This window comes from Methylorubrum zatmanii (assembly GCF_014845115.1).
GTDB classification, from domain to species: Bacteria; Pseudomonadota; Alphaproteobacteria; order Rhizobiales; family Beijerinckiaceae; genus Methylobacterium; species Methylobacterium zatmanii.
This window is the reverse complement of the sequence record NZ_NKUI01000108.1, coordinates 18,984-43,555: the sequence shown is the minus strand read 5'-3', so window position 1 is coordinate 43,555 and position 24,572 is coordinate 18,984. Positions and strand designations below refer to the sequence as shown.

Sequence of the window (24,572 nt, the reverse complement as noted above, 5' to 3'; positions counted from 1 at the left end):
GGCCGCGCCCCCTCCCGCTACCGGTCCCACGCCCGCCGCTCTCCCTTCCCCGGCTCCCTCCTCGGCTCCTTCCCCCGCCGTGACGCGCTTCGCCGCGCCGCCGGTCGTCTGCGAGCCGGATCAGGCGGTTCGCTACGACGGTGCCAAGGCACTGGAGCTGTGGGTGACTCGCAGCGGTGCCATCACCCTCGACAACCCCCTGCGACCGCTCACCCCCGACGTCACGCGGGTGCTTCAGGTCGTGGTCGGCGGCAAGGTCGCCACCGTCTACGGGCCGGATCTCCTGTCCCTGCGCCGGGGCGGCTCCCCCGCGACGCTGGAGGGGACCATCGGCGGTAAGATCCAGTGGGACGCCCACCTCGTCGCCCTGCCCGACAGCCTGCCGATCCATGCCGAGACCGGGGAGCCCCTGGCCGAGCTGCGCTTCCGCGAATGCGGCACGGCGCCCTCGGCCAAGCTCTTGCCGCCGCCGAAAGCCCGCCGCACGGCACCCACGCCCGAAGCGGTCGCGGCGGAGGCGGAAAAGGCGGAGAAAGCCGCCGCGAAGGCGAGTGCGAAGCCGACCCGGTCGAAGCCCGCACCCCGGCCTCCCGCCGCGACCGGCGACCTGCCTCGGCCTCCTGGCGTGCAGTTGCCGCAGGGGGCGATTCCCTGAGGGGCTTTTTCGAACAGAGTCGGCCGGGCCCGGCCGGGGCGTCGGTGTCTGTAACAGCAAGAGGGAACGACCGGAGACATGACGGAGAGCCTCACGGCGGCGCAGGTGATCGACGCGCTCGGGCTGAAGCCCCACCCGGAAGGGGGCCATTATCGCGAGACCTTTCGCGATCCCCGCACCGTCGACGGGCGCTCGGTCGGCACCGCGATCTACTACCTGCTGGGGGTGGGGGAGACCTCCGCCTGGCACCGGGTCGACGCGGCCGAGATCTGGCACTGGCATGCCGGCGCGCCGATGGTGATCACGCTGAGCCCCAACGGCCACGACGCCTCGGCCCACCATCTCGGCCCCGACCTCCTGCGCGGCCAGCGCCCTCAGATCGTGGTGCCGGCGGGGCATTGGCAGACGGCGACCAGCCTCGGCGCCTGGACGCTCGTCGGCTGCACCGTCTCACCCGGCTTCGACTTCGCGGGCTTCGAGATGGCACCGGCGGATTGGCGGCCGACGCCCCGGCGCTGAGGGCCGGCGCGCGGGACCCGGCGTCAGAGCGTGACGAGGATCTTGCCGAACACCTTTCGCGATTCGAGGCGTTCCAGCCCTTTCGCGAAATCGGCGAGCGGCAGCACCGTATCGACCACGGGGGTGATGCCGGCGGCCATCTTGTCGAGGCTCTCGCGCATGTTGGCGATGCGGCACCCGAACGAGCCGGTGATGCGGTATTGCTGCTGGAACAGCTGCATCAGGTTCATCTGGGCCGAGACGCCGGAGGTCGAGCCACAGGTCACGAGCCGGCCGCCGCGCTTGAGGCAGAGCAGCGAGCCGTTCCAGGTCTCGGCGCCGACATGCTCGAACACCACGTCCACGCCCTTGCGCTTGGTCAGCCGGCGCACCTCGCCCTCGAACCGCTCCTCACGGTAATTGACGACGTGGTCGGCGCCGAGCGCCCGCGCCTTCTCGCCCTTCGCGTCGTCGCCCACCGTCGTGTAGACGGTGCAGCCGATGGCCTTGGCCATCTTGATCGCCGCCGTGCCGATGCCGGAACCGCCGGCATGGACCAGGATCGATTCCCCCGGCTCGAGCCGCGCATTGTCGAACAGCATGTGCTGCACCGTGCCGAAGGCGATCCCGGCGCAGGCGGCCTGGACATGGTCGACCCCGGCGGGAACCTTCACCACGAGCCGGGCCGGCATGTTGACGCGCTCGCGGGCGAATCCGTCGAGATGGAAGCCCATCACCCCCGAGACGTCTTCGCAGAGGTTGTCGCGGCCTTCGCGGCAGGCGCGGCAATGCCCGCAGGTCAGCGCGCCGTAGGGCACCACCGCATCGCCGACGGACAGGCCCTCGACCCCCTCGCCGACCGCCGCGATCTCGCCCGCCGCCTCCGCGCCGACGGTCAACGGCAGCTTGCGCTTGGCGAAGGCCATGCCGCGAAAGCCCCAGACGTCGATGAAGTTCAGCCCGACCGCGCGCACCCGGATCTGCACCTCGCCCGGCCCCGGGGCGGGCGGCGGCTCGACCTCGGAGAGGCGCAGGTCGCGGTCGCCGAAGAGCTGGAGGGCTTGCATCAGGGTCGGTCTCGTCTGCGGTCGAGGGAACCGGCGCCCTCTGTCGTGCCATGGCTCGGCGTTCTCCGTCGCCCTGGTGGGAGGAGCGGCAGGGATCGCGCAGCGGGGCTTATCGGTCGAAATCGGGCCCGGCTCAATCCGCCCGAACCGATTCGGCCCTTCGGCGTTAGAGACGGCCGACTCGCTCTCACCGAAGCGGGCGGAATTGCATGGGGTGGGCAATTCATTTTGCAACAAGACATTTGCAGAACCTGAGGGTGACATTCCTAATGGGGCGTGCTTCGGGCTCGCAATGAACGATGGAACGGCGATCTGGCCTTTCGGCAGCGGCGAGATGGTCGAGCGCGTCCGGGCTCACGACTGGGCGGCGACACCGCTCGGTGCGGTGGAAAGGTGGCCGCAGAGTCTGAAGACCGCCGTGGAACTGACTCTCGGCTCGCGTCTGCCCAGCGTTCTCGCCTGGGGGCCCTTGCTTCATCTCATCTACAACGATGCCCATATCGAAGTGTTGGGAGCCAAGCATCCGGCGGCGCTCGGGCGACCCTTCACCGAGGTCTGGCCCGAGCCGCATGTGCAGTCGCTGATCGAGGCGGCCTTTGCGGGAGGTTCCATCGAATTCATCGATCAGTTCTACGAATTGCCTTCTCGTCAGGAGCAGCCCATCGGCTGGTTCACCGGGAGCTGGATTCCCGTTCGCGATGAGACCGGGGCGATCGCCGGACTTCACACCGTCGGTATGGAAACCACCGAGCGGGTGCTGGCCGAGCAGGCCCTGCGCGAGAGCGAGGAGCACCTTCGCCACACGGTGGACTTCAATCCCCAGGTGTCCTGGACCGCCATGCCCGACGGGACGATCGACTTCGCGTCACATCGCTTCCGCGAATGGACCGGGGTCGACGGCCTCGGAAGGAGTGGCGGGGCGGTGCAGCACCCGGACGACGCCGCCGCCTTGCTCGCGGCCTGGATGGATTGTGTCCGCACCGGCAGAGTGTTCGACGTCCAACACCGCGTTCGCATGCGGGAGAGCGGCAGCTACCGCTGGCTGCGCTCGCGGGCCTATCCGCGCCGCGATCCGGATGGGCGCATCGTCCGCTGGTACGGTACGAGCGAGGACATCCACGAATACAAGCTGGCCGAGCAGGCCTTGCGCGCACGCGAGGAGCAGCAAGCTTTCCTGCTCAGGCTGAGCGACGCCCTGCGCGCCCTCGCCGATCCCACCGAGATCCAGGCGGTGGCCTGCCGGCTGCTCGGCGATCACCTCGACGTCGACCGCGCGCATTATGCCGCGATCTACGAGACGGAAGGGTATCTGGTGATCGAGCGCGAGCATCTTCGCAGCGCGGCTCGTCCCTATGTCGGGACCTATCCGCTTTCGTTCATCGCTTACCTCGTTCCGCTCTACAAGATGGGGCTTTCGGTCGTCGTCCCGGATGTTTCCACGGCCCCGCAGATACCCGAGGCGGGGCGGGTTCTGCTGCTCGCGAACGATTTCGTGGCCTGGATCGGCGTGCCTCTGATCAAGCATGGCGAGCTGGTCGGCGCCTTCAGCGTCATGTGCGGCGCGCCGCGCGCCTGGACCGAGGCGGAAGCCGCCCTCGTCGGCGAGACGGCCGAGCGCATCTGGGCGGCGATGGAGCGGGCGCGGGCGGAGCGGGCGGCCCGCGAGGCCGACATGCGGCTGCGGACGATGGCCGATGCCGCTCCGGTGCTGATCTGGGACGTCGATTCCACCGGCGTGATCTTCGCCAACGATCACTACCTCGATTTCTTCGGTGCCGGGCTCGACGCCGTCGGAGGGATGGGCTGGGCAAACTTCCTGCATCCGGACGATGCCGAGGGTTATCTCGCCGCCTACAACGCCGCCTACGAGCAGCGGCGCCCCTTCACCAGCGAGGCCCGGCTCTTGCGCGCTGACGGCCAGTATCGCTGGCTCAGCAATTCCGGGCGGCCGCTGGGCGAGAACCGTTTCGTCGGCGTGTCGATCGACGTTACCGAGCGCCACGATGCCGAGGACCGCCTGAGGCGCAACAACGCCGTTCTCCAGGCCATCAACGTCGTCTTCGGCGAGACCCTGGGAGTCTCGTCGGAGGAGGAACTGGCGCGCATCTCCCTCGAGGTCGCCGAGGACCTGACGGGCAGCGCCGTCAGTTTCCTGGGCGAGATCGACGAGGCCACCGGGTGCCTCGGCAGCCTGTTCTTCAGCGACCGGAGCCGGGCGCAATTCGCCGGGCTCCTGCCTGGCGACGGCACGGGCGGATCGATGCCGGGCCGCGCCATCCAGGGCCTCTACGGGCGCATGTCGCGCGACGGCCGCGGCTTCATCGTCAACGATCCCGTAGCGCCATCCGACGGCCGCGCAGCGATGCCGGCCGACCTCCCCCTCCGCGCCTTCCTCGGCGTCCCCCTGAAGCAGGGTGGGACCGTCCGGGGCATGATCGGGCTCGGCAACCGCGAAGGCGGCTACCGGCCGGAGGATCTGGCCGCGGCCGAGGCGCTGGTCCCGGCGATCTGGCACGCCCTGCGCAGCAAGCGGGCGGAGCTGCGCCTGCGCGAGAGCGAGGAACGGTTCCGGCAATTTGCCGAGGCTTCCTCGGATGTCCTCTGGATCCGCGATGCGGGGACCCTGTCGGTGGAGTATGTCAGTCCGGCGCTTCTGCCGGTCTACGGCGTCGAGGCCGGCGCCCTCGTTGGGCGCGAGGTCCGGCATTGGGGCGCCCTCATGGTGCCGGAGGATCGCGAGCGGACCCTGCACAGCCTGACCCGGGCGGTGGCCGGCGAATCCCTGGTGAACGAGTTCCGCATCATGCGCCCCAATGACGGCGCCTTCCGCTGGATCCGCAGCACGCTCTTCCCCCTGCGCGACGAGCAGGGCCGGGTACGCCGCATCGGCGGCCTCTCCTCCGACACCACCGAGGCCAAGCTCCTGATCGAGCACCAGGCCGTGTTGCTGGCCGAGTTGCAGCACCGGGTGCGCAACATCATGGCGGTCACCCGGTCGATCGTCGCCCGGACCGGCGAGCGCGCGGAAACCGTGGCCGAATATGCCTCCCTCGTCGGGGGGCGGCTTTTGACGCTGGCCCGCGTTCAGGCCCTCCTGACCCGCTCCGCCGGGGCCGGGGTGAAGGTCGCCACCATCGTGCACGACGAGGTCAGCGCCCAGGCCCTGCGCGAGGACCAGTACGACCTGTCCGGCCCGGAGATCGAGCTGCCGCCCAAGGCCGCGGAGATCCTCACTCTCGCCGTCCACGAACTGGCGACCAATGCCCTCAAATACGGAGCATTGTCCGTGCCGGAGGGATGTGTCCGGGTGCGCTGGGGGACCTTCGCCAAGAGGGACGAAACGTGGCTGGGCTTCGATTGGGCGGAGAGCAGCGGGTCCGATCCGGTCCCCGTCACCCGACGCGGCTTCGGCCGCGAACTGATCGAGGGCCGGCTGCCTTACGAGCTGAGCGGGACGGGCCGGTGGGAGATCGGGCCGGACGGGGTCCGCTGCCATCTGGAATTTCCCCTGCGCGACCGCGCCAGCATCCTGGGAACGGATGCTCCGCAGCGCGCGACCGTCTGTGGAGGAGTGCTCGACATGACGAGCCAGGCAGACCTGAGCGGCTACCGCATCCTCGTGGTCGAGGACGATTACTACCTCGCCACCGATACGGCGCGGGCCCTCCAGAGCGCCGGTGCGGAGGTCGTCGGCCCCTGTCCGAGCGAGGAGGCGGCCCGCGAGGCCCTCGCGGAGGTCAGGCCGACGGCGGCCCTGGTCGACATCAATCTCGGCGACGGGCCATCCTTCACCCTCGCCGGCCTGCTGCGGGAGAACGGCATCCCGTTCGTGTTCGTCACCGGCTACGACGAGGGTGTGATCCCGGCGGAATTCTCCGATGTGGAGCGGCTGCAGAAGCCGGTCGAGCTGCGGCGCGTCATCACCATCCTGGCGGAGACGCTGCGGCGGCCGGCACCGTAGCCCGCTGCGCCCTCACTCGGGAGAGAGATAGCGCCGCCGCGCCCAGCCGAGAACGCGCTCGAACTTCACCCGGCACCATGTCAGCCCGCTCGGAGTGTCGGTGGTGCAGCCGAAGCCGAGCACTCTGCGCCCGGCCGGAATCTGCCCGAGGGCCGGCGCCGCCGCATCCGGGGCCTCGCGGATCGTCAGGCTGTCGTCTCGCGGCAGGCCTCCGACCCGGAACGTCTCGGCGCCCCGCGCGGGCAGTCCCGCCGCGAGCATCAGGACGAGAACCAGAATGGGGCGCGTCGGCGACATCTTCGCGGGCCGGGTCAGGGGCGGTGGATGCCCATCATCGCGGTGAGACCGCCATCGACCGGCAGCACCGTGCCGGTGATGTAGGCGCCCCCCTCGCCCATCAGGAAGGCGGCCATGGCCGCGACCTCCTGCGGGGCGGCGAAGCGTCCGAGCGGGATCTGGCGCTCGATGCCCGCACGGTGGCTGGCATAGGGGGCCATCATCTCGGTATCGATGAAGCCGGGGGCGATCACGTTGACGGTGACGCCGCGCTTGGCCGATTCGATGGCCAGCGTGCGGCAATAGGCGATCAGCGCGCCCTTGGTCGCCGCGTAGGCGGCGTTGCCGGCATTGGCCTGGAGCGCGGCCACCGAGCCGATGGCGACGATGCGGCCTTCCCGTGCCCGGATCATGCCGCGCACCAGCGCCTTGGAGAGGCGGGTCAGCGACCAGAAGTTCACCTGCATCGCCGCTTCCGCCCGATCCTGGTCGAGCATGGCCGCGAGCGCATCCGCCGATTGGCCGGCATTGTGGACGTAGCCGTAGAAGCCCTCGCCCTCGATCTCATCGCAGAAGGCGTCCAGGGCCGTCCGGTCCGACAGGTCGAGGGGGCGGGCTGCGAAGCGGCCCTGCCCATGCGCGCCGGTCAGTTCGGCGGCCAGCGCCTCCGCCCGGTCGGACGACGAGCGATAGGTGAAGGTGACGTCGTACCCCGCCGCCGCCAGGGCGCGCACGGTCGCCGCGCCGAGCCCCGAGGCGCCGCCGACGACGAGGACGGATTTCCGCGCCGTGTTCAGCTCCGTACCCGCTTCGGTGCTCATGCCGGCTCGTCTCCGAGGACGAGGCAGGTGTTCTGGCCGCCGAAGCCGAAGGAGTTCGACAGCACCCGCGAGACGCGCATGTCGCGGACGCTGGACACCACGTCGAGGAGCAGGGCCGGATCGGGCATGGCGTAGTTGATGGTGGGCGGGATGCGCCCGTGCCGGATGGTCAGGAGCGAGATTACCGCCTCGATGGCGCCCGCCGCCGTGAGGGTATGGCCGATCATCGACTTGTTGGACGAGATCGGCAGCTGACCGATCCGCTCACCGAACACCGCCGAGCAGCCCAGCGCCTCCATCTTGTCGTTTTCCGGCGTGGAGGTGCCGTGGGCGTTGACGTGATCGATGGCCTCCGGTCCGAGGCCGGCATCGTCGAGCGCCGCGCGCATCGCCGCGATCACCGGGGCGCCGTCCGGGCTGGAGCGGGTGCGGTGGAAACCGTCCCCCTTCTCGCCGCAGCCGAGCACGTAGCCGAGGATCGTCGCCCCCCGCGCCCGTGCCGCTTCCGCGCTCTCCAGCACCAGGGCGGCGGCGCCCTCGCCCATCACGAAGCCGTCGCGGTTCTTGGAGAACGGCTTCGAAGCGCCCTCCGGCGGGTCGTTCTGGGTCGACAGGGCCGAGAGCAGCGAGAACCGGATCAGCGATTCGGGGTTCACCGAGCCGTCGGTGCCGATGCAGAGCGCGGCCTCCATCTCGCCCCGGCGGATCGCCTCGACGCCGAGCTGGATCGCCGTCGCCCCCGATGAGCAGGCGGTCGAGAGCGAGATCGGCGAGCCGCGGGTGCCGAACCGGTCGGCCAGACGGTCGGCCACCGTGCCGAAGATGAACAGGTCGTGCCAGGGATCGAAGCGACGGCTCGCCGCGGCCCGCTGCAGGGTCGCGTAGGTCACCTCGCCGGCTTCGCCGGCGGCCTCGGCCAGGGCTTGGCGCTGCGGCCATTCCATCTCGACCGGGGGCACCGCCACGAACAGGCCGCCCGGAAATCCGGCGCCGATGCCCGATTGCGCCACCGCCTCCTCGGCCGCCACCCGGGCGAAGCGCTCGGACAGGAGCGGGGCCACCAGCGGGTCGGTGTCGAGGAAGTCGACGGTGCCGGCGATCCGGGTGCGCAGGCCCTCGGTGGGGAAGCGGCTGATCGCGCGGATGCCGGAGCGACCGGCGGTCAGCGCGTCCCAGTTCTCGGTCGCGCCGCGGCCGAGGGAGGTGACGATGCCGATGCCCGTCACCGCGACGAGCGGGCGCCCTTGGGCATCGTGGGTGGACGAGGAACGGGAGTCGGGCATCGGAGCCTTAGATCACCTTTCTTCCGCATGCGCATCCGGCGATCCGGAACCCGCCGCGAGCCGCCTTTCCGAGGCGTCCGGCGGGCGAAGACGGCGGGACGACGGATGCGTCTCTTGCTTCCGCACTGTCTGTTCCGGCAGGCCCGCGAAGCGCCGGCCGGGCCGCCGGGTCGGTTCAGGCCTTCACGACGCGGATCACGCCCTCGCCGCGGCGGTGGCCGACGGAGGTGACCGCCACCTCGCCGGCCGAGCCCACCGCGCAGAGGGCCGCCGCGAGGGCCGCCCCGAACGGGGCCGCCACTTCCATCGGGTGGCCGATCATGTCGCCGGTGGCGCGGATGCCCGTGCCGGGCAGGCGGGCCTGGATGCCGGCGATCTCCTCTCGGGCGAGATCGGACAGTCCGGTGGCGCCGGAGAGCACCACGTCCGGCCGCTCGATGCCCGCCTCGTCGATCAGCCGCGTCAGGCTTTCCGTCACGCTGCCCGGCGCGCGGGCGACCCGGTCGTTGGCGACGGGAAGCAGCCGGGCCAGGGCCTTGGCGCCGCGGGCGGCGGCATGTTCGGCCGCCTCCAGCACCAGAAACGCCGCCGCGCTTCCCAGGACGAAGCCGCCGCCGTCCTCGTCCTCCCGCTCCAGCACCGGCCGGTAGGTGGGCTTGAGAAGGAAGCCGCCCATTTCGTGGATGACCATCACATCGGGCCGCTCGGCACTGTAGGAGCCGCCGACCATCATGGCCTCGACTTGGCCCGAGGCGATCCGGGCATGGCCGATGCGCAGGGCGTCGACCCCGGCGGATTCCTCGCCCATGAAGGTGCGCGAGGCGCCGGTGACGCCGTGGACGATGCTGATATTGCCCGCGAGCAGGTTCGAGAGCTGGGCCAGGAACAGGGTCGGCCGCAGGTCGTTCAGGAGCCGCTCGTTGAGGAAGGCGCCGGGATCGGCGGCCTCGCGCAGACCGGTGAGGATCGCCCCGTCGACGGCGACGTCGCGCTCGCCGCCGCCCGCCGCCACGATCAGCTGAAGCGCCGACTTGAACGCCGCATCCTCCTTCACCCCGGCGGAGTCGAGGGCGAGGCCGGCGGCGTAGACACCGAGCCTCTGCCACGGCTCCATCTGCCGCTGATCGGATTTCTTGGGGATCTGCGTGTCGAGGGTGAGCGGGGCGACCGGGTGCACCGGATAGGGGGCGAAGGTCTCCGCATCCGTACGCGGCGGCTCGGCGGAGGCGAAGGCGGCCAGATGCGCCGCGATCCCCTCGCCCGCACAGGACACGAGGCCGATGCCGGTAACGACGACGTCGCGATTCATCGGGTAGCTCACGGGTGCGCTGCGTCGAGCAGGCCGATGCGGCGGGCGCGCTCGCGCATCGGAGCGTCGAGACCCGCGGGGAACGGCATGGTGCGGAACCGGAGCTCCGCATCGCAGAGCGCCTTGCCCTCGTGGCGGATGGACGCCTTCGTCACCGCGTAGCCCGAACCGTCATGTTCGAGGCTCGCCGCGATGTCGAGGGCGGCGCCGGGGCCGACGAAGGAGCGGAAGCGCGCCTTGTCGACGGCCATGAGGAAGGGCATCTGCGCGAAATCGAGATGGGCGAGCACGAGGTAGCCGGAGGCCTGGGCCATGGTCTCGGTGAGGAGCACGCCCGGCACCAGCGGGTGGCCGGGGAAATGCCCCTCGAAGACCGGGCTCGCCTCGGGCACCAGGGCCCGGGCCTCGATACGGCCGGCGGCGCGGTCGAGCCGCACCACGGAATCGATCATCTCGAAATATTCGAGCCGCATCGCGGTAGGCGCTTTCCGATTGTCCGCGTCAGGCCTTGGCGGCCTTCTCGGCCACCAGCGTATCGATGCGCGCGCAGAGGTTCTTCAGCACGAAATACTGCTCGGCCGGCACCTTGCCCTCGTTGACCTCCTGGGTCCACCGCTCCAGCGGCAGCTTGATCCCGAAGGCCTTGTCGACGGCGAAGGCGATGTCGAGGAAGGCGAGCGAATCGATGCCGAGATCGTCGATGGCGTGGCTCTCGGGCGTGATCTTGTCCCGCGGGATATCCGCCGTCTCGGCGATGATGTCCGCGACGCGGTCGAAGGTGGCGGTCTCGTTCGACATAGAAGGCTGGCCGCTTTCTCGATTTCGTGTCCGGCGTCGCCGACCCCCTCGCGCGGCACGCCCCCATGGCGCCCGAGCCGGTCCGCAGCTCCGCTTCGCCGTCGATTCCCGATGGCGCTGTCTGAAAAGATCGCGACCCCTTACACGAAGCGGTGGAGCGCGGGCAACCTCGGGCGTTGGGCCCGATGGAGCGACTGCCCAGCCCGGAACTCCGCGGCGCGGCGCGGATCGGAAGAGCGAGAAGAACGCGCTCTACGACGGCCGGAGCCAATGAGCGGCCTCTGCTCGGCCCTGGCGGGATTGTTCGAGACGGCGACCCGGCGCATCGCCTGCGGTGGGCGCGAACCTCCCCGCCTCAACCGGCAGAGCGGCTCAGATCGAGCGCCGGAAGGCGGGTCTCGGCGCCTTGACGCGGACGCTCGCGGCCCGTGCGACGCCCCTCGCCGGCCGAGGCCCGCTTGCGCTCCGGCATGCGCGGGCGCACCAGCTCGCCCAGCGCCACGAAGTGATCGTTGTGCCGCTGTCCCGCATCCTGGATGCCGAAACCGAGGGCGAAGGAGCGAGTGAGATCCCGATCCGGCGCGATCCCGTAGCGGTCGAGCGCGGCCATGAAGACCCGCCGGAAGGCCAGAGGCGCGCACCATGCCTTCTCCGCGAGCTGCATCGGCCAAGTCCAGAGCCCGTCGCTCCGGCGATGGGCGATCTCCTCGCGGGCGATGAAGTAACCGCTCGCCCGATGTTCGAGGCCTTCGTCGAGGATGTGCCAGTCACGATCCGCCGCCGCAGACGGCGCAGGCGCTTCCGACCGGTCGCGCAAGTCGTCGTCGAAGCCGATCTGGAACATGGAAGCCTCCTGCCTTGCTCGCGGGCCGCAGCCGGCGAATCGGTCTGGAACGTTCCATGAACAGTGCGTCCGCCTGCAGAACAGGTCAAGCCTTTGTTCGCAATTCGTTCCTGGTGGATGGGACTGCGCCGAGCGTTCCGAACCCTCCGCCGGAACCGGGTACGGCCCGGCCTCCGCTCCGGGACAGGCGCTGTGTCCTACCGGAAATAGGAATGGACACCGATCATAAGTTGGTTTCTTAAGATCTGAAATGCAAATTGCCGACAAGCTCGATTCAGCACATCAGTTTTCGAGAAACCATGCTCGCGCTGCCGCATATTCCGACCCTAGGCCTGTGCAGCATGCTCGCGAGTTTGGCGTTCTTCGGCGTGTTCGTTTGCCTTTGGGTCGGGCAGCGCGAGGAAGGCTACTACCTGCATTGGGCTGCCGGCTCGCTGATCTACGCAGCGACAATTCCCGCCTTCAACCACCTGTCGTCCCACACACCGCTGCAGGACGGTGTGCTGTATGCCTTGCTCTCGGTCAGCACCCACATGGTCCTGACCGGCCTGCGCCGCTTCGACGGCCTTCCGCCGTTCAGTCCCTGGCTGCTACTGCCGATCCTGTTCTCAGGCGTCGGCTATGCCGGGCCCGCGCTCCTCTACGGTCCGGACAGCGCGCCGTGCCGGATCGGCGGAACCTGCGGCAGTGCGCTGGCCATGTCCATCGTCGGCGGCACTCTCGTCTTCGGCCGGGCACCCCAGCCTTCGCGCGGGCGGCGCATCGCCGGGGCGGCGCTGCTGGCTTATATCCCCGGCTTCCTCGCGGCGATCCTCGCCGAGGCTTTCGGCCGCGCCGCCGTCAACATGGCGGCGGTGATCCCGCTGGTCTCCGACCAGTTGCTGCTTGCAGTGCTCAATCTCGGCCTCATCGCGATGCCGGGCGAGCGGGCACAGGCCGGTTTGCGCGAGGCGGCCCTGCGCGATCCCCTGACCGGCGCCTGGAACCGGGCCGGCCTGGGCGTGATCGCCGCACGGCTGGTGGTGCTGCGGCCCGAACGGCGGCTGCTGGATCGTCTGTATCGCCGACGCGGCCAGGGCGGCAGGGGCCATTGCCCGGAAGCCGGGACCGATGGCGCCGCGCACCGGCAGGGTATGGCGGTCATCGCCTTCGACGTGGATCACTTCAAGGCCATCAACGACCGGCACGGTCACGCCGTCGGCGACCGGGTGCTCGCCGCCCTCGCCGCCGTGGCCCGGGATCTCCTGCCCGAGCCCGGTGCATTCCTCGTGCGGCTCGGCGGTGACGAATTCGCGATGGTGTTGCCGGACAAGAACCTCGCCGAAGCGTGCTGGCTCGCCGACGAGATCCGCCAAGCGATCCGTCTGACGCCCGATCTGCCGGCCTGGACGATCAGCCTCGGTGTCGCCGCGGTCGAGCCCGGCGACACCGATCTTTCCGCCGCCATCGAGCGGGCCGACCGCTCGCTCTACCGCGCCAAGGCCGAGGGGCGCGACCGCGCCGCCGCCTGATACGGGATCCGCTCGATCGAAGGGGATCCGCCGGTTGTCGGAAGGGAACCCGCGCCCTGCCCCTGGATCGCGGCGGCAATCGCCATAGGTTGCCCCGGCCGCCGCAGCGGCGGAGCCGGAAGGATGCGGCGATGCCTCCCATCGACAGACCAGAACCCGCACCCTCCCGCGGCCAAGCCTTGTTCCGCGCCCTGCTGGCGGCCCTGCTTCTGGGGCTCGGGCTCTACATCCTGTCCGGCTTCCTGCGGGCGCTGGTCTGGGCGCTGGTGCTCGCCATCGCCCTGTGGCCGCTCTTCGCCCGGGCGCGGCGGCGCTTCCCGCCGGGCCGCCACAACGTGCTGTGGCCAGCGGTGTTCACCGCCCTCGTCGCGTTCGTTCTGTTGCTGCCGATCGCGCTGCTGGCGGTCGAGGCCTCCCGCGAGGCGCACGATCTGCTGGCCTATGCCCGCGAGGCCGAGCGCAACGGCATCCCGGTGCCCGATGTCGTCGCCCACCTGCCCTACGGCTCGGCCGCCGTGAGCGCGTGGTGGGAGGCCCATCTCGCCCATGCCGGTCTCGCCCATGAGCTGAGCGAGCGGCTCAACACCGCCTCGAATCGCGATCTCACCCGCAGCCTCGGGGCGGGGCTGGTACATCGGGTGGTGCTGTTCGGCTTCTGCCTCCTGACCCTGTTCTTCCTGTTCCGGGAGGGCGACACCGTGATCGCGCAGGCGCTGCGGGCGAGCCATCGCCTGTTCGGACCGCGCGGCGAACGGGTGGCGCGCCAGATGGTGGCCTCGGTGCACGGCACCGTCGACGGGCTCGTCCTGGTCGGGCTCGGTGAGGGCGTTCTGCTCGGGATCGTCTACGCGCTCGCCGGCGTGCCGCATCCGGTGCTGTTCGGGGCGATCACCGCGGTCGCGGCGATGATCCCCTTCGGCGCACCGCTGGCCTTCGGCCTCGCCGCCGTGCTGCTGCTGGCGGGCGGCGCGGTGGTTCCCGCTGCGATCGTGGTGGCGGCGGGGTTCGTCGTCACCTTCGTCGCCGACCATTTCGTGCGCCCGGTGCTGATCGGCGGCACCACCCGCCTGCCCTTCCTGTGGGTGCTGCTCGGCATCCTCGGCGGCGTCGAGACCTTCGGCCTGCTCGGCCTGTTCGTCGGCCCGGCGGTGATGGCCGCGCTGATCCTGCTGTGGCGGGATTTTACCGGAAGCCCGGAGGAGCGGCCCGCGCTCAGTGCCTGAGCGGCCGGCCGAGCTTCCGCGCCAGGATCCGCTGCGGGCTCGTCTCGGGATCGGCCTGGTCGGCGACGGCGAGATAGGCGGTCTGTTCCAGCATGTAGCGCCCGCCCATGGCGCCGTGCATCACGAGGTCCGAGAAGGTGACCCAGGTCTCTCCGGGCTGGAAGTTCACGTCCGCCTGGGGGGCGTTGGCCTGATAATCCAGGTCGCGCTTGAGCGCGTCGTGGAGGTGCAGCATCAGGTGGTCGTATTCCGAGCGCTTGGCCTTGGTGATCTTGAGCGCCGCCAGCACGCTCGCCGACAGGCCGGAATAGCCGGGGAGCTTGGGCAGGAACTTCTCGGCCATCGAGCCGAAATCCTCGCCGACCCGCCAGTGCCGCGGCTGCCCCTCCGCGTTGATGTTGCGGAAGATGCGCAGGATGCGCTTCTCGCCGATTGGGTTCGAGGGGAAGGCATCGACATGCATGCGCGTGTCGTCGCGCCGCCAGCTCAGCTTGCGCTTGTCGACGTCGAAGGGACGGTACGAGGTGCCGGCGAGCGAAACCTTGCCGCGATAGGCGGGCAGGTAGGTCTCGATCAGGCTCTCCGCGAAGCGCCGGTAGCGCACCAGCAGGGCGCGCAGGCGGGCCTGCTCCTCCTCGCTGCCGGCCGCGCCCCTCAACTCGGCGGACTCGCCGCGGATGCTGACGTTCTTGGCCTTGCCGTCGGCGAAGGGGCGCTCGACGAAGCGCTGCTCGAAGGCGTCGAAGGGGAAGTCGAGGTCGCGGAAGACGAGGACCGATCCGCTCTCCAAGGCCTCGACGAGGCCGGGCGCGCCCGGCACCGCCTCGGTGCGGGAGACGGGGAGGACGGGGCTGATCATGGCTTGGCTGGTTCCGCGCGAGACACTCCGATGCGGTTTAGCCGACGTGCGAAGCGCCTGCCAACACGGGGGATGCCGCGTCCCTGCGCCGCTCCGGCGCAGGACATTCCCGGCCTTTGCCCGGCTTTTGCGGTGGACGGGCCGGTTCGGCCGCTTGCTCCCCCTGCCGCCTCCGCGTCTCCTGGCCGGCAACCTGAGGCATGGGTGAAGCGTTTCTCCGCCGATGTCCGCCCCCGGGACGAGGAGCCGTCCATGGCGACGCTGAAGGAATTCGAGGAGGCCCTGCGCGAGCACGGCATGCATATGGCGCTCGCCCTGCTGGAGCGCCTGCGCGAACGTGACCGGAAGACCCGCACCGTGCGCCCCGCCCGGCGCATCACCGGCCAGAAGATGACGCCGGACCTCGCCCGCGCGATCCTGGAGCTGCACGCTTCCACCGGCATGACGCAGCAGGAGATCGCCTTCAAGGTCGGTGTCAACCAGGGCCGGGTCAACGAGGTGATCAAGCGCGGCAAGTGGCTCGACGACGACCCCCACGCCCCCGAGGCCGTGGCGCGGGACAAGGCGAAGGCCCGGATGCGCGCCGATCCGAAGCCACGCCCGAGGCCGCCCGCCCGCAAGGAGGCGCTGCGCCTGGCGAAGCGCCCGGCCTCGCCGCAGGGACAGCTCGTCTTCGGGGATCTGTAGCGCCATGCCGGAAGCGGGCGAGACGGCAGCGGAAGGCATCTGCCGGGTGGTCGGCCCCGGCGCGGATTTCACCGGCCGGCAGGGCCTGTCCTACGCGCCCGGCATCTCGGCGGAGTCGGTCGGAGCCAAGGGCCTCCACCTGCAGATCGTGACGATCCCGCCGGGCGCACGGGCCAAGGCCCACAACACGAGGGCCACGAGACCGCGATCTACGCCCTCTCCGGCCTGTCCCGGATGTGGTGGGGGGAGCGGCTGGAGCATCACGCCGAATTGCGGCCGGGCGAATACCTCTACATCCCGGCCGGCGTGCCGCACCTGCCCTACAATCCGAGCCCCACCGAGCCCTGCACCGCGATCATCGCCCGCACCGATCCGAACGAGCAGGAAAGCGTGGTGCTGCTGCCGGAGCTCGACGGGATACATCCGTGATCCGCGGTGTTGAGGAGGAGCCCTCCCACAGCCCGGACCCGCTCCATGCGCCGCGTTCTCGTTCCCGCAGCGGCCCTGCTCGCCGCCGGCCTCGTGCCGGCCGCGGCGCAGCGCCCCTCCACGCCGGACCTCACCTGCGCCCAGGCCCGGGCGGTGGTCCTGCGCCAGGGATCGGCGGTGCTCGGCACCGGCGGGCCGACCTACGACCGCTTCGTGCGCGACCGCTCGTTCTGCGAGGCCACCGAGATCGGCCGGCGTGCCTTCGTGCCGACCCGCGACACCCCGGGCTGTTTCGTCGGCTTCACCTGTTACGAGCCCGGCCCCGGCGATCGCTTCGGGGATTTCTGAGCGGCGGACATGAAAACGCCCCGGCCATGGCGGCCGGGGCGCTCCCCCATGGGAACAGCCTCGCGGCTGAGCGGTTACGCGGCCTGCTGGACCGAACCCTCGATCACCGGCCGGCTCGGGGCGGCGCTGGCGATCTCGATGCGGCGCGGCTTCTTCGCCTCCGGGACCTCGCGGACGAGATCGACATGGAGGAGGCCGTTCTCCAGCGCGGCACCGGTCACCTGGACGTGGTCGGCGAGCTGGAAGCGGCGCTCGAAGGCGCGGGCGGCGATGCCCTGGTAGAGCACCTCGGCGGATTTGCCCTCGGCGGCCTTGCGCTCGCCCTTGATGGTCAGGGCGTTCTCCTTGACCTCGATCGACAGGTCGGCCTCGGTGAAGCCGGCGACCGCGACGGTGACGCGGTAGACGTTCTCACCCGTGCGTTCGATGTTGTAGGGCGGGTAGGTCGGGGCGGTCTCGGCGCTCACGAAACCGTCGAGGGCCGCGAAGAGGCGGTCGAAGCCGACGGTGGAGCGGTACAGGGGAGCCAGATCGAACTGACGCATCACATATCCTCCAGAAGAAGCAACATGTTCATAGTCTTCGGGTCCGCCCGGGGGCCGGACCATCGCGCCTCCGTCTCGGCCGGCGCTCCCGTGATATTGGTGGGTCCGAAAAATCGCGCAAGGGCCGTCTTGCGAGGATTTTGCGTGAGGTTTTCGAAAAAGATGTCAGGGATGATCCGGCCGTGCTGACGCTGCGACCCACTCCCGGCAACCCGGTGCCGCCGGGTGCCCGCCTCATCCCCGTCGAGACCGCGGACGGAGTCACCCTGCGGGCTGCGACCTGGCAGCCGACGACGCGCGGCGTGAAGGGAACGGTCTGCCTGCTCCAGGGCCGGGCCGAGTTCATCGAGAAGTATTTCGAGACGATCTCGGACCTGCGCGCCCGCGGCTTCTGCGTCGTCGCCTTCGACTGGCGCGGCCAGGGCGAGTCCGGGCGGCAGGTGCGCGACGCCCATAAGGGCCATGTCCGCCATTTCGACGATTACCGGCTCGATTTGACGGCGATCACCGAGACCGTGCTGGTCCCGCACATGCCTGAGCCGTATTTCGGCCTCGCCCATTCCATGGGCGGAGCGGTGGCGCTGACCGGCTCGGCGGAGGGCTGGCTGCCGTTCCGGCGCCTCGTCACGGTCGCGCCGATGCTGGCGATCCGCATGGTGCGCTGGCCGGCGGGCGCCGCGCTGCTGTCGCGCAGCCTGCGCCGGCTGGGATTGGGGCGCTGCTACATTCCCTTCGGCAGCGCGGTCTCGATCGCCACGAAGCCCTTCGCCGGCAACCGCCTCTCGACCGATCCGGTGCGCTACGCCCGCAACGCGGCGGCCGCCCGCGAGGTCGGCGCCGGGGCGGTGGGCGACCCGAGCATCGCCTGGCTCGCCTCCGCCTTCCGGGCGATGCGCCGGCTGGCCGATCCCGCCATGATCCGCCGGATCCGCACGCCCTGCCTGATCGTCGGGGCCGGTGCGGACCCGGTGTGCAGCACGCCGGCCACCGAGCGCTTCGCCGCCCGGCTCAAGACCGGGCACCTGATCGTCCTGCCGGGTGCCCGCCACGAGATCTTGACGGAGTGCGACGCGATCCGCGCCGATTTCTGGGCCGCCTTCGACGCCTTCATTCCCGGCAACGGCCATCAGGCCGCCGACGAGAAGGTTCACGCCCTCACGGGTTGAGCCGCTTCAGCGCCGCCTCGTGCAGGCGCCGGTCCCCCGCCGCGACGATCCGGCCGCCGCCGGTGGCCGGGCCGCCATCCCAGGCGGTGACCACGCCGCCGGCGCCCTCGACGATGGGGATCAGCGCGACGATGTCGTAGGGCTTGAGGCCGGCCTCGACCACGAGGTCGATCTGGCCCGCCGCCAGCATGCAATAGGCGTAGCAATCGGCGCCGTAGCGCGACATCTTCACATGGTCCTCCACCGCCCGGAAGCGTTCGGCCTCCTCCCCTTCCGCGAACAGGCGCGGATCGGTGGTGGCGAGGATGGCATCCTTCAGGCTGTCGCAGCGGCGGCTGTGCAGGCGGCGCTCGCCCTTGGCGTTGCGGATGCTCGCCGTCTTGCCGTCGCCGAGGAAGCGTTCCCCGAGATAGGGCTGGTGCATCAGGCCGCGCACCGCCACGCCGTTATGGGTCAGCCCGATCAGGGTGCCCCAGGTCGGCAGGCCGCTGATGAAGGCACGGGTGCCGTCGATGGGATCGAGCACCCAGACGCATTCCGCATCGGCCCGCTCCGATCCGAACTCCTCGCCCAGGATGCCGTGACTCGGCAGCTGGTCCTTGATCATCCGCCGCATCACCGCCTCGGCGGCGCGATCGGCCTCGGTGACGGGGTCGAAGGCACGGCCGGTGCCGTGGGATTTGTCGTCCAGGCCGAAATGCGCCCGGAAGAAGGGCAGGATCGCCGCTCCGGACTGGGTGGCGAGGTCTTCCATGAACCGGGCGAGATCGACGACGCTCATCGAGGGGCAGCCTCCCGTTGACGCCTCGAACGAAGCCGCCGGGAAGCCCCGGCGTCAAGCCTGGCCGCGGGCTTTGTCGCTGACTTCCGCTCAAGCCGGCTCGGGCAGCGCCTGACGTGGCGGGGTGGCGGTGTCCTGGCGCTTCCGCTCCTCGGGGCCGCCGAGGCGGGCCATGGCGAGGATCGTCTCGATCAGGTCGCGCAGGGAGGTGACGTGATCGTCCGCCCCGAGCTTGGCGCGCAGGGCGTCGTCGGAGAGCACCGGGTCGTCGAAGCGCCACAGGCCGGCGACGATGGGGGCGGTGTCGAGCTTCTGGCGCAGGCGTGAGACGAGGCGGCGCAGATGGGTGGGCTCGCCGGCCAGGGCCAGGGAGATCACGCAGACGGCCTGGGCCGGGCCGGGATTCCAGTCACCGATCCGGGCACGGGCCACCTCGGCAAAGGGCACCTGCCGCGTGCCGAAGCCGCGCTTGCGCAACAGCTGGTCGGCGATGGCCGTCGCGGCCCCGTCGAGGAAGCCGCGGCCGGAGACGAGGACCACCGCCCCGTCCCGGCGCCAGGCCTCGGGCAGGTCGTCGGGGTCGGGATCGGGAATCGGCTCGTTCTTGCAGGCGCTCTCCCCTTCCGATCCCTCTGGGACCGCAGGGGCGGATTTGGCGGACGGCTCGGGCAGGCCGTCCTCGCGATCCTCCAGATCCTCCACCAGGGCGGTGATCGAGGCGCGGATCTCGTCCTTCTGGCTGGGGGTCAGCACGCCGCGGGCGGCGTCGCGGGCGGCGAGTTCGAGACCCTTGAGCACCACGTCGTCGTAATAGGCCGAGAGCGAGCATTCCCGCAGGATCAGGTCGGCATGTTCCTGCGCCTCGTCGGGATCGTCGGCCAGCATGCGCTGGTAGAAATTCTCCACCGGGGTGAGGGCCGGGCGGTTGCTGAACAGCACGTCCAGGAATTCGAGCCGGTCGACATGGCGGCCGAGCACCACGAGGCAGACCGTCAGCGGCGTCGAGAGCAGCAGCCCGACCGGCCCCCACAGCCAGGTCCAGAACAGGGCCGAGACCAGCACCGAGAAGGGGGAGAGGCCGGTGGAGTGGCCGTAGACCAGCGGCTCGATGATCTGGCCGACGATGGGCTCGACGAGGGCGAACAGCAGGAAGGTCGCCACCACCATGCTCCAGCCCGGATCGACCGCCGCCGCCAGGGCGATGGGCAGCACCGCCGAGAGGAAGGCGCCGATATAGGGGATGAAGCGCATCAGCAGGGCGAAGATGCCCCACAGGACCGGGCTCGGCACGCCGATGATCCAGAGCCCGACACCGATGACGATGCCGAAGGCCGAGTTGAGGGCGAGCTGGCCGAGGAAGTAGCGGGACAGGCGCCCCGCCGCGTCGTCCATCGCCACCGTGGTGCGATGGAGGTCGCTGGAGCCGGCCAGCCGGATCAGGCGGTCGCGCAGGTCCTCGCGCTGCATCAGGATGAACAGCAGCACCACCAGCACGATGCCGGTGGTGGCGAGCGGCTGGGCCACGGGGGAGAGCACGGCCGTGGCGAGTTCGAGCGGGCTCGGGCGCCGTTCCTCCACCTGCACCAGGATCGGCTTGGGCGGCTCGGGCTCCGTCTTGCGGGCGCTGTCGCGGGCGGCCTGCTCGCGCTTGGCCCGTTCGGCGTTCTCCTTCTCCTCGTTGCCGGATTGGTGGATCGCCCGGTTGATGTTGGCGATGTAGTCCATGGTCTGGCCGAGGGTGCCGGTGCGCAGGCCCTCGATCTTGCGCTCGATGGTGCGCTGGTAGCGGGGCACGTCCTGGGCCAGTTCGGCGACCTGAACGCCGATCACGGTGGACAGGGCGGCGATGATGCCTGCGGCGAACAGCACCGAGACCATTACGGCGACGAGCCGTCCGAGCCGGAGCCGCCTCAGGAAATTCACGAGCGGGCCGAGCACGAAGGACAGCAGCACCGCGATGGCGATGGGGATGAGCACCTCGCGGCCGAGATAGAGGCCCGCCACGATGATCGCGAACACGATCAGGGAGGAGGCGAGCGGACCGCGCGGCGTCTCGGCGGCGGGGACGCGCGTCGGGCGCGGCGGCACCATGAGCCCTTCACCGGGTGACATGTGCTTCATCTCGGGCCGGGCTTCCCTCTACGCCACGCTGCGGGCCGGTGCCCGGAGGCACCGACGCTCAAGAAACCGTGAGCGGGTCGAATTCGATCCCTCGACCTTTGCCGTGGCGTCCGGTTTCTAGCGCTCCGGCTCGGCGCCCTGCCCGGCGAAGGGGCGCAGCGAGAGGCCGGCCCGCTCCAGCCTCGCCCGCACCGCCCGGGCCATGGCGAGGGCCGCCGGGTTGTCGCCGTGGACGCAGACCGTCTCGATCGCCACCGGGATGCGGCGTCCGCCCACCGTGAACACCGCTTCCTCCCCGACCATGCGGGCGACGCGCTCGGCGGCCTCGTCCGCGTCGTGGATCACGGCGCCGGGGCCCGACCGGGGCGCGAGGGTGCCGTCCTCGGCATAGGCGCGGTCGGCATAGATCTCCCGCACCAGAGGGAGGCCGGCGCGTTCACCGGCGCGTTCGGCGGCGAGCCCCGGCATCACCACGAGGGCCAGCCGGCGGTCGACGCCGGCCACGGCCCGCGCCAGGGCCGCGGCGACGGTCTCGTCCTCGTTCGAGAGGTTGGCCAGCGCGCCATGCGCCTTGACGTGGGTGACGCGCGCCCCCGCCAGGGCGGCGCAGGCCTGGAGTGCGCCGATCTGGTAGGCGATGTCGCGCTCGAGCCTCCGGGGACACTCCTCGATCCGGTTGCGGCCGAAGCCGCGCAGGTCGTGGAAGCCGGGATGGGCGCCGATGGCCACCCCCCGCGCCAGCGCGGCGGCGGCGGTCTCGACCATGATATCGGGATCGCCCGCGTGGAAGCCGCAGGCGACATTGGCCGAGGTGACGATGTCGAGGAGCGCGGCGTCGTCGCCCATGCGCCAGGGCCCGAAGCCCTCGCCGAGATCGGCGTTGAGGTCGATGCGGCGCGCGCTCATCCCCCGGCCCTCACACCGCCACCGGCAGGGCGGCCTGCTCGCCCACGCCGAACACCCGCTTGTAACGCTCCACCTCCGCCTCCGGCCCCTGCGCCTTGCTCGGATTGTCGGAGATCTTCACCGTCGGGCGTCCCGCCGCCTCGGTGACCTTGCAGACGACCGAGATCGGGTCGAGCCGCCTCTCCGGAACGAGACCCCGGAAGTCGTTGGTCAGGCGGGTGCCCCAGCCGTAGCCGATCCGCATGCGGCCGTGGAACCGGGCGTGGATGCGCTCGATGTCGTCGATGTCGAGCCCGTCGGAGAAGATCGCCAGTTTTTCGCGCGGGTCGCAGCCCCGGGAACGCCAGAAGGCGAGCGCCTCCTCGCCGCCCTCGATCGGCTCCTTCGAATCGATCCGGATGCCGGTCCAGGCGGTCAGCCAATCGGGGGCGTGGGCGAGGAAGCCGGTGGTGCCATAGGTGTCGGGCAGGGCCACCAGCAGGTTGCCGGCATAGTCCTGCTGCCAATCCGCGAGCACCGCGTAGGGCGCCTGGGCGAGGGCCGCGTCGTCGTCTCCGGCCAGAGCGGCATAGACCATCGGCAATTCGTGGGCATTGGTGCCCACCGCCTCGACCTCCCGCCGCATCGCGATCAGGCAATTGGAGGTGCCGAGGAACGCCCTCTCGCCCAGGCCCTCGCTCATCGCCTGTACGCACCAATCCTGCCACAGGAAGCCGTGGCGCCGGCGGGTGCCGAAATCGGCGATGGAGAGGTCGGGCAGGCGTTTCAGCCGCTCGATCTTCTCCCACACCCGCGTCATCGCCCGGGCGTAGAGCACCTGCAACTCGAACTTGCCGAGATCGCGCAGGACGGCGCGGGAGCGCAATTCGTTGAGGATCGCCAGGGCCGGCACCTCCCACATCGTCGTCTCGATCCAGGGGCCGTGGAAGGTGAGCGCCACCTGACCGTCGCGGACCTCCAGCTCGTAATCCGGCAGGCGGAACTCCTCGAACCAGGCCATGAATTCCGAGGAGAGGATCTGGCGCTTGCCGTAGAAGGTGTTGCCCCGGAGCCAGGTGGATTCGCCCCGGCTCAGGCGGATGGTGCGGGCGTGGTCGAGCTGCTCTCGCAACTCTCCGAGATCGATCTCGTCGGCAACCCGCACGCTCTTGGTGCGGTTCTGGATCGCGAAGCTGACCCCCACATCGCGGTGACGGCGGAGAATCATCTGCGCCATCAGCAGCTTGTAGAAATCCGTATCGAGCAGCGAGCGCACGATCGGGTCGATGCGGAAGTTATGGTCGTAGACCCGCTTCGCGAGGTCGATCATGGGCCATCCGTCTTTGGGAGAATGCCCGAGCTTGGGACGGATTGCGGCGGCGATCAACGCCGGCCGGCCGGATCCCGCCACAAGACAACGCTCCCGTCACCGGGTGACGGGAGCGCCGCTGAAAGGGTTCGAAGGACGAGCGGGCCGAGCCCGAAGGAATCAGGCCAGATTGACCTTCTTGGTCTCGGTCTTCGGGCTCTCACCGGTCAGCGAAGCCTTCACGTAGCCGTAGAGGTGAACCATCGTGCTCGACGGGCTGTCCCAGTACTCGCCCTGCTGCGGATGGATGCGGATCAGGCCGACCTCGGGATCGTTCTTGCCGTTGGGGAACCAGGTCTTGAGGCTCTCCTTCCACTTCTCGTCGATGAGCGCCTGATCGCGGATCACCTCGGCCTTGCCCGCGATCGAGACGTAGGTCTGGCTCGACGGGTCCGAATAGGCGAGGTTGACTTGGTTGTCGCGGCCGATCTCGGCGGTCTTCGGGCTGTGCAGCTTGGTGAAGAACCAGATGTCGCCGTTCTCGTCGATCTCGTTGTTCCACATCGGGCGGCTGTTGAGCGTGCCGTCCTGATCGGCGGTGGTCAGCATCGCGACCTTGACGTCCTTGGTCAGCTCGAAGAGCTTCTTCGCGCCCTCGTGGTCGCGATGGTTGCCCTGGTGCATGGAATTCTCCGACGTATCGACAATGGCGTAGCCGGGACCGTTCGCTCAGCGTCCCGGCGATTGCCTCGACAACGAGCGAAGCCGATCTTGGTTCAGGGCCGCGTTCCGAAGCGGTGGGGACAGCGGAGCGACAGGGGCCGGGATGGGGCACAGGGTTGCGTGGATCGCGGTACTCCTCTTCGCAGGGCTCGGCCCCGTGACGGCGGAGGTGCGCTACGGACCCGGTGTCCGCATCGGCGGACACGATTTCTCCAATCGTCGCTACGGCAGTGTCCATATCGAGCGGGTGAAGCGGCTGCGCGGTCCCCTCGGCTGCCGGCCTCTTCGGCGCGGCGTCTACCGGCGCGGCGACGGCACGACCGTGCGCGGGCCGATGGAGGAATGCCACCTGATCGCCGTCCCGCCCGGAATGCGGCGCTGAGTGGATCGACAGCCCCGGGCTGGCGTTTCCCGTAAGGGCGGTTAGATGAACGAAAGCGGACCTGTCCCGCCCCGGCGCCTGAGGGAGTTCA

General features: G+C 70.2%; 24 protein-coding genes and 1 pseudogene. 10 read left to right on the top strand and 15 right to left on the bottom strand.

Annotation, left to right across the window (positions count from 1 at the left end):
* Together MZTS_RS14195 and MZTS_RS14190 are read left to right on the top strand one after the other, a co-directional pair.
* On the top strand, positions 1 to 655 hold a 655-nt coding region (locus tag MZTS_RS14195), incomplete at its 5' end, for a hypothetical protein (protein ID WP_192284328.1).
* A gap of 78 nt (positions 656 to 733) precedes the next feature.
* Positions 734 to 1,174: a cupin domain-containing protein gene (locus tag MZTS_RS14190; protein ID WP_009866080.1), complete on the top strand. Its 441-nt coding sequence runs from the start codon at positions 734 to 736 to the stop codon at positions 1,172 to 1,174.
* Between the two features lie 23 nt (positions 1,175 to 1,197).
* On the opposite strand, the gene MZTS_RS14185 is transcribed toward MZTS_RS14190, so the two are convergent.
* Entirely contained in the window at positions 1,198 to 2,220 is a 1,023-nt protein-coding gene (locus MZTS_RS14185; RefSeq protein ID WP_192284327.1) for a zinc-binding dehydrogenase, read from the bottom strand.
* A gap of 292 nt (positions 2,221 to 2,512) precedes the next feature.
* Between MZTS_RS14185 and MZTS_RS14180 the strand changes: the two genes are divergently transcribed.
* Complete coding sequence (locus MZTS_RS14180; RefSeq protein ID WP_246482115.1) at positions 2,513 to 6,181, top strand: PAS domain-containing protein; 3,669 nt, start codon at positions 2,513 to 2,515, stop codon at positions 6,179 to 6,181.
* Between the two features lie 12 nt (positions 6,182 to 6,193).
* Here MZTS_RS14180 and MZTS_RS14175 read toward each other — a convergent pair whose 3' ends face one another.
* The 7 genes from MZTS_RS14175 to MZTS_RS14145 all read right to left on the bottom strand — a co-directional run bounded on the left by MZTS_RS14175 (position 6,194) and on the right by MZTS_RS14145 (position 11,512).
* Complete coding sequence (locus tag MZTS_RS14175) at positions 6,194 to 6,478, bottom strand: SH3 domain-containing protein (protein ID WP_192284326.1); 285 nt, start codon at positions 6,476 to 6,478, stop codon at positions 6,194 to 6,196.
* A 14-nt stretch (positions 6,479 to 6,492) separates the two neighbouring features.
* Complete coding sequence (locus MZTS_RS14170) at positions 6,493 to 7,278, bottom strand: SDR family NAD(P)-dependent oxidoreductase (protein WP_192284325.1); 786 nt, start codon at positions 7,276 to 7,278, stop codon at positions 6,493 to 6,495.
* Positions 7,275 to 8,561, bottom strand: a complete 1,287-nt coding sequence (locus MZTS_RS14165; RefSeq protein WP_192284324.1) for a beta-ketoacyl-ACP synthase — start codon at positions 8,559 to 8,561, stop codon at positions 7,275 to 7,277. Before MZTS_RS14165 ends, MZTS_RS14170 begins: the two co-directional genes overlap by 4 nt.
* 175 nt (positions 8,562 to 8,736) lie before the next feature.
* Positions 8,737 to 9,870: a beta-ketoacyl-ACP synthase gene (locus tag MZTS_RS14160; protein WP_192284323.1), complete on the bottom strand. Its 1,134-nt coding sequence runs from the start codon at positions 9,868 to 9,870 to the stop codon at positions 8,737 to 8,739.
* 8 nt (positions 9,871 to 9,878) lie between these two features.
* A complete protein-coding gene (locus tag MZTS_RS14155; protein WP_009861139.1) occupies positions 9,879 to 10,343 on the bottom strand; it encodes a 3-hydroxyacyl-ACP dehydratase FabZ family protein in 465 nt (154 codons plus the stop codon).
* A 28-nt stretch (positions 10,344 to 10,371) separates the two neighbouring features.
* Positions 10,372 to 10,668 carry an acyl carrier protein gene (locus MZTS_RS14150; protein ID WP_192284322.1) on the bottom strand — a complete coding sequence of 99 codons (297 nt, stop codon included), beginning with the start codon at positions 10,666 to 10,668 and terminating at the stop codon, positions 10,372 to 10,374.
* Between the two features lie 355 nt (positions 10,669 to 11,023).
* On the bottom strand, positions 11,024 to 11,512 hold the full coding sequence (locus MZTS_RS14145; protein WP_192284321.1) for a hypothetical protein: 489 nt from the start codon (positions 11,510 to 11,512) through the stop codon (positions 11,024 to 11,026).
* Between the two features lie 299 nt (positions 11,513 to 11,811).
* On the opposite strand from MZTS_RS14145, the gene MZTS_RS14140 reads away from it, so the two are divergent.
* Positions 11,812 to 13,023, top strand: a complete 1,212-nt coding sequence (locus tag MZTS_RS14140; protein WP_192284320.1) for a GGDEF domain-containing protein — start codon at positions 11,812 to 11,814, stop codon at positions 13,021 to 13,023.
* A 131-nt stretch (positions 13,024 to 13,154) separates the two neighbouring features.
* Positions 13,155 to 14,246, top strand: a complete 1,092-nt coding sequence (locus MZTS_RS14135) for an AI-2E family transporter (RefSeq protein ID WP_192284319.1) — start codon at positions 13,155 to 13,157, stop codon at positions 14,244 to 14,246.
* On the opposite strand, the gene kdoO is transcribed toward MZTS_RS14135, so the two are convergent.
* Positions 14,236 to 15,105: a Kdo hydroxylase KdoO gene (gene kdoO / locus MZTS_RS14130; protein WP_192284318.1), complete on the bottom strand. Its 870-nt coding sequence runs from the start codon at positions 15,103 to 15,105 to the stop codon at positions 14,236 to 14,238. The genes MZTS_RS14135 and kdoO overlap by 11 nt on opposite strands.
* Positions 15,106 to 15,357: 252 nt before the next feature.
* Here kdoO and MZTS_RS14125 point away from each other — a divergent pair, with 252 nt between their 5' ends.
* The 3 genes and pseudogenes from MZTS_RS14125 to MZTS_RS14115 all read left to right on the top strand — a co-directional run bounded on the left by MZTS_RS14125 (position 15,358) and on the right by MZTS_RS14115 (position 16,569).
* Positions 15,358 to 15,792, top strand: a complete 435-nt coding sequence (locus tag MZTS_RS14125; RefSeq protein ID WP_192284331.1) for an RNA polymerase subunit sigma-70 — start codon at positions 15,358 to 15,360, stop codon at positions 15,790 to 15,792.
* 4 nt (positions 15,793 to 15,796) lie between these two features.
* A pseudogene (locus MZTS_RS14120) lies at positions 15,797 to 16,221 on the top strand (cupin domain-containing protein).
* Between the two features lie 45 nt (positions 16,222 to 16,266).
* Entirely contained in the window at positions 16,267 to 16,569 is a 303-nt protein-coding gene (locus MZTS_RS14115; protein ID WP_009863851.1) for a hypothetical protein, read from the top strand.
* A 74-nt stretch (positions 16,570 to 16,643) separates the two neighbouring features.
* Here the strand turns inward: MZTS_RS14115 and MZTS_RS14110 are convergent, their stop codons facing one another.
* On the bottom strand, positions 16,644 to 17,114 hold the full coding sequence (locus MZTS_RS14110; protein ID WP_192284317.1) for an Hsp20 family protein: 471 nt from the start codon (positions 17,112 to 17,114) through the stop codon (positions 16,644 to 16,646).
* Positions 17,115 to 17,296: 182 nt separating this feature from the next.
* On the opposite strand from MZTS_RS14110, the gene MZTS_RS14105 reads away from it, so the two are divergent.
* Positions 17,297 to 18,280 carry an alpha/beta fold hydrolase gene (locus MZTS_RS14105; RefSeq protein WP_192284316.1) on the top strand — a complete coding sequence of 328 codons (984 nt, stop codon included), beginning with the start codon at positions 17,297 to 17,299 and terminating at the stop codon, positions 18,278 to 18,280.
* On the opposite strand, the gene hisN is transcribed toward MZTS_RS14105, so the two are convergent.
* From hisN to MZTS_RS14080, 5 genes are all read right to left on the bottom strand, one after another.
* Entirely contained in the window at positions 18,270 to 19,061 is a 792-nt protein-coding gene (gene hisN / locus MZTS_RS14100) for a histidinol-phosphatase (RefSeq protein ID WP_192284315.1), read from the bottom strand. The two genes, MZTS_RS14105 and hisN, sit on opposite strands and share 11 nt — an antisense overlap.
* Positions 19,062 to 19,151: 90 nt before the next feature.
* Positions 19,152 to 21,182, bottom strand: a complete 2,031-nt coding sequence (locus tag MZTS_RS14095) for an AI-2E family transporter (RefSeq protein WP_192284314.1) — start codon at positions 21,180 to 21,182, stop codon at positions 19,152 to 19,154.
* A 117-nt stretch (positions 21,183 to 21,299) separates the two neighbouring features.
* On the bottom strand, positions 21,300 to 22,088 hold the full coding sequence (locus tag MZTS_RS14090) for a LamB/YcsF family protein (RefSeq protein ID WP_192284313.1): 789 nt from the start codon (positions 22,086 to 22,088) through the stop codon (positions 21,300 to 21,302).
* A gap of 10 nt (positions 22,089 to 22,098) precedes the next feature.
* The gene (locus MZTS_RS14085) at positions 22,099 to 23,397 is read right to left on the bottom strand and encodes a nicotinate phosphoribosyltransferase (protein WP_192284312.1); all 1,299 of its coding nucleotides are present in this window, start codon (positions 23,395 to 23,397) and stop codon (positions 22,099 to 22,101) included.
* 159 nt (positions 23,398 to 23,556) lie between these two features.
* The gene (locus MZTS_RS14080) at positions 23,557 to 24,060 is read right to left on the bottom strand and encodes a pyridoxamine 5'-phosphate oxidase family protein (protein WP_192284311.1); all 504 of its coding nucleotides are present in this window, start codon (positions 24,058 to 24,060) and stop codon (positions 23,557 to 23,559) included.
* Positions 24,061 to 24,202: 142 nt separating this feature from the next.
* Here MZTS_RS14080 and MZTS_RS14075 point away from each other — a divergent pair, with 142 nt between their 5' ends.
* On the top strand, positions 24,203 to 24,481 hold the full coding sequence (locus tag MZTS_RS14075) for a hypothetical protein (RefSeq protein WP_192284310.1): 279 nt from the start codon (positions 24,203 to 24,205) through the stop codon (positions 24,479 to 24,481).
* The last annotated feature ends 91 nt before the right edge of the window (positions 24,482 to 24,572 follow it).